We start from the raw sequence: 4,007 nt of genomic DNA, 5'->3' as shown, positions 1-4,007 counted from the left end.
CCTCGGAATCGACCGATTCGAGAATCTCGTCGGCGATCGGTTCCAGCAGCGCGATGGTCTTGTCCGTCCACACCAGCACCTCTGTGAGGCGGGTCGCCACCCTCCTGGCGGTCTCCGGCGAGAGTTCGGCGTCGACCAACAGTGCCTCGACGACGGGCTTGACGGGCGCCAGCGCGGACTCGGCGAAGTCGACCATCGGCACGATCCGGTCCATGAGCCCGCCCGCCGAGGTCACGAGCCCGTCCGCGGTGTCGACCGTCGAGCCGACGCGCACCACGACCGCGTCCGCCGAGTCCACCGTCGAGTCGACCCTGAGCACCACGCTGTCCGCGACGTCCACGGTCGCACCGATACGAGCCACGATCCCGTCCGCCGAGTCCACGGTCGACCCCACCCTGCCGACGATCCCGTCAGCCGAGTCCACGGTCGACCCCACCCGGGCGACGATCGAGTCGGCGGAGGAGACCGTGCGCTCGACGTCGTCGACCACCCGGTCGGCCCGCGAGACCGTGGTCCGTACCCCGTCGACGGTCTCCGCGGCCGTCACCACGATCCCGTCGATCGACGACACGGTCCGCTCGACCTCGTCCAACAGTCGCTGGACGCGCCGCACGATGGACTCCACGTCCTCCAGGAGCGCCATCACCCGCGCGGGCAGGAGGAGGAACTCCCGCGCCATCGAGAGCTCCCACTCGACCACCCGGAACGCGCTCTGGACGAGGGACGACGGGGACGGGACCCGCACCTGCATGTCAGCCATGGATCGATTCTGCCCGAACATCCCACCCGGGACCTCCCGATCAGCGCACCATGGAGGAAGCGGCGGGCGGACAGACCGGACAGCGTTCCCGGAAGGGGCACGAGATGAACGCACAGCGGGTCACGACCTTCGATGATCTACGGCTCGACGACGCACCCGAGTACGGAGGGAAGTCGGCCAATCTCGGGGAGATGACGGGCGCCGGGCTCGCCGTGCCGCCCGGGTTCGCGATCGGCCAGTCGGCGTATCTGGAGGCGATGGACGCCGGCGGCATCCGCGCGCGCCTCCACACCGAGCGGGTGCCGGAGGAGGGACTCACCGAGGCCGAGCTCATCGCCAGGTCACAGGACCTGACGCGGACCGTCGCGCAGGTGGAGCTGCCGGCCCGCTGCCGATCCTCAAGCGGGCCGCGGCGATCGTCACCGACGAGGGAGGGGTCACCTGTCACGCGGCGATCGTCGGCCGTGAGCTGGGCCGCCCCGTCATCGTCGGCACCCGGTCGGCGACCACGGACATCCGCGACGGCCAGACGATCACCGTCGACGGCACCGCCGGTGTGGTCTACCCGGGCACCGTGCGTCCGGCCGCCGCCGAACACGCCCCCGCCGACGCAGGTCGGGCGCCCGAGGTGAGGACCCGCGAGGTCACCGCGACCGCGGTGTACGTCAACCTCGCGACCCCCGACGCCGCGGCCAGGGTCGCCGCGATGGACGTGGACGGGGTGGGCCTGCTGCGCGCGGAGTTCCTCATCACCAGCGCGCTGGACGGCGTCCACCCGCGCACGCTCATCGCCGAGGGGAGGCAGGAGGAGTACGTCGACCGGATGGTCTCGGGGATCAGCACGATCGCCGCGGCCTTCGAGCCCCGGCCGGTGGTCTACCGCGCCACCGACCTGCGTTCCAACGAGTTCCGCGGACTGCTCGGCGGGGAGGTCGAGGCCGAGGAGCGCAACCCGATGATCGGCTACCGCGGGTGCTTCCGCTACACGCAGGAACCGGACCTGTTCCGACTGGAGCTGGACGCGTTGGCCCGGGTGCGGCAGAAGCACGGCAACCTGCACCTGATGATCCCGTTCGTCCGCACCGGGTGGGAGCTCCGCGCCTGCCTGGACATCATCGACGCCCACCCCCTCGGGCGCGACCCGGGCCTCAAGCGGTGGATCATGGCCGAGGTCCCGTCGGTCGTCCACTGGATCCCCGAGTACGCCGCGATGGGCATCGACGGGGTCTCGATCGGGTCCAACGACCTCGCCCAGTTGACGCTCGGGGTGGACCGCGACTCCGAGGTGTGCGCAGAGCTCTTCGACTCGATGGACCCGGCGGTCCTGGCGTTCATCGACCAGATCATCGACCGCTGCCACGAATCGGGGCTCACGGTCTCGCTGTGCGGGCAGGCCGCTTCGACCGACCCGTCGATGGCCGAGCATCTCGTCCGCAGGGGCGTGACGTCGGTGTCGGTGACCCCGGACTACGCCGAGATCACCCGGCGGACGGTGGCGCGGGCCGAGAAATCGATCCTGCTCGATGCGGCCCGATCGGCCGCGCGCCGCCCACCAGGGAAATAAGAGTCTTTCCTCACCTTGGACGGATCGCTGACGACGCACTAACATCTGTCTTGTTACCGACGGGTAGGTTCCGGTGCGCCCATGGACACCAGTGCCGACCCGCGCGGCCACCTCCATTGCCACGACACCGCACTCCGATCGGAGAAGACCGTAATGGGTCACTACAAGAGCAACGTCCGCGATCTCGAGTTCAACATGTTCGAGGTCCTGCGCATGAACGAGGCACTCGACGCCGGCGAGTTCGGCGACATGGACACCGACACCGCCCGGGGCATCCTCTCCGAGGTCGCGACCCTCACCGAGGGCCCGGTCGCCGAGTCCTTCTCCTCGGCCGACCGCAACCCGCCGGTCTTCGACCCCGAGACCCACTCGGTCTCCCTGCCGGAGGACTTCAAGAAGTCGTTCCGCGCCTGGTACGACGCCGGCTACTGGTCGATGGGTCTGCCGGAGGACCTCGGCGGAATGCCCGCCCCCCGCGCGATGGTGTGGGCCACCGGCGAGATGATGCTCGGCGCCAACCCCCCCGCGTTCATGTACGGAGCCGGCCCGTCCTTCGCGGCCGTGCTGTACGAGAACGGCACCGAGGAGCAGAAGAAGTGGGCCGCCACCTGCGTCGAGCGCGGGTGGGGCGCGACCATGGTGCTCACCGAGCCCGACGCCGGATCCGACGTCGGGGCCGGCCGCACCAAGGCCGTCAAGCAGGACGACGGCAGCTGGCACATCGAGGGCGTCAAGCGGTTCATCACCTCGGCCGACTCGGACGACATGTTCGAGAACATCTTCCACCTGGTCCTGGCCCGCCCCGAGGGCGCGGGCCCGGGCACCAAGGGACTGTCGCTGTTCTTCGTCCCCAAGATCCACTTCGACTTCGAGACCGGCGAGCTGGGCGAGCGCAACGGCGTGTTCGTCACCGGCGTCGAGCACAAGATGGGCATCAAGGTCTCCACCACGTGCGAGCTGACCTTCGGCGGCCACGGGGTCCCGGCCAAGGGCTGGATCGTCGGTGACGGCGAGCTCAACCTGGGCATCCGGCAGATGTTCGACGTGATCGAGCACGCCCGGATGATGGTCGGCACCAAGGCCATCTCCACCCTGTCGACCGGTTACCTCAACGCCCTGGAGTTCGCCAAGGAGCGCGTCCAGGGTGGCGACATGGCCGAGATGGCGGACAAGAACGCCCCCCGCGTGACCATCACCCACCACCCGGACGTGCGCCGGGCGCTCATCCGCCAGAAGGCGTTCGCCGAGGGCCTGCGCGCGGTGTACATGTACACCGCCGCCCATCAGGACGTCGAGATCGCCCAGCGCGTCTCCGGTGCCGACGGCGAGCTCGCCCACCGCGTCAACGACCTGCTCCTGCCGATCGTCAAGGGCGTCGGGTCCGAGCGGGCGTACGAGCTGCTCACCGAGTCGCTGCAGACCTTCGGCGGATCGGGCTTCCTGCAGGACTACCCGATCGAGCAGTACATCCGCGACGCCAAGATCGACTCCCTCTACGAGGGCACCACCGCGATCCAGGCACAGGACTTCTTCTTCCGCAAGATCGCCCGCGACCGCGGCACCGCCATCGGTCACGTCTCGGCGCAGATCAAGAAGTTCCTCGAGGCCGACGGTCCGGCGGAGCTGACCGCCGAGCGCGAGGTCCTGGCCACCGCGCTCGCCGACGTCGAGGCGATGGTCGGC

General features: G+C 69.6%; 2 protein-coding genes and 1 pseudogene. 2 read left to right on the top strand and 1 reads right to left on the bottom strand.

Annotated features, from left to right (window positions below; all coding sequences use genetic code 11):
• Positions 1–760 (bottom strand): methyl-accepting chemotaxis protein (locus G6022_RS02030; RefSeq protein ID WP_182690956.1); only part of this gene is annotated, 760 nt, incomplete at its 3' end.
• Between the two features lie 388 nt (positions 761–1,148).
• Between G6022_RS02030 and G6022_RS02025 the strand changes: the two are divergent.
• Both G6022_RS02025 and G6022_RS02020 read left to right on the top strand, forming a co-directional pair.
• Positions 1,149–2,324 (top strand): annotated as a pseudogene (locus G6022_RS02025) (putative PEP-binding protein); the annotation flags it as partial.
• Positions 2,325–2,477: 153 nt separating this feature from the next.
• A partial coding sequence (locus G6022_RS02020) for an acyl-CoA dehydrogenase family protein (protein ID WP_182690958.1) occupies positions 2,478–4,007 on the top strand: 1,530 nt, incomplete at its 3' end.

The organism is Dietzia sp. Cai40 (assembly GCF_014145165.1).
GTDB lineage: Bacteria > Actinomycetota > Actinomycetes > Mycobacteriales > Mycobacteriaceae > Dietzia > Dietzia natronolimnaea.
The sequence above is the reverse complement of the archived record's forward strand: the minus strand, read 5'-3'. Positions and strand labels throughout refer to the sequence as shown.